Source organism: Nocardioides sp., assembly GCF_024509035.1.
In the GTDB taxonomy this organism is placed as follows: domain Bacteria; phylum Actinomycetota; class Actinomycetes; order Propionibacteriales; family Nocardioidaceae; genus Nocardioides.
Genome location: NZ_JANINT010000401.1, coordinates 1,172 through 1,656, shown reverse-complemented (window position 1 = coordinate 1,656; position 485 = coordinate 1,172). Strand labels below are relative to the sequence as shown.

Sequence of the window (485 nt, the reverse complement as noted above, 5' to 3'; positions counted from 1 at the left end):
GCACGGCGGTCATGGCCCCGAGTGTGCCCGAGGCCCCGCCAGCGCCACCCGCTCAGCCCGCGGGCCGGACCTCGAAGAGGAGCGGCGCCCCGTCGAGACCGCGGACCAGCTCCTCGACGGCGAGCACGCCGGCGCGCTCGACGGCCTCGACCGTGGAGGCTCCGGCGTGCGGGGTCAGGATCACGTTCGGCAGGTCGCGCAGCGGGCTGTCGGAGCCGAGCGGCTCCTCCTCGAAGCTGTCGAGCGCGGCCGCGTGCAGGGGGCCCTCGCGGAGGGCGACGGCCAGCGCCGCCTCGTCGACGATGCCGCCCCGTGCGGTGTTGACCAGGATGCTCGCGGGTCGCATCCGGGACAGGACATCGGCGTCGAAGAGATGCCGCGTCGAGTCGGTCAGCGGGGCGTGGAGCGAGACGACGTCGGCGCGCTCGATCAGCTCGTCGAAGCCGACCATCTCGATGTCCTGAGGCTGGGCCACCGGGTCGTGG

General features: G+C 74.4%; 1 protein-coding gene. It reads right to left on the bottom strand.

Translation table 11 applies throughout. The features are described from left to right. Positions 1-52: 52 nt before the first annotated feature. Positions 53-485, bottom strand: a 433-nt coding sequence (locus Q0L15_RS22230; RefSeq protein WP_296607033.1) for an NAD(P)-dependent oxidoreductase, incomplete at its 5' end; no start/stop codon positions are given.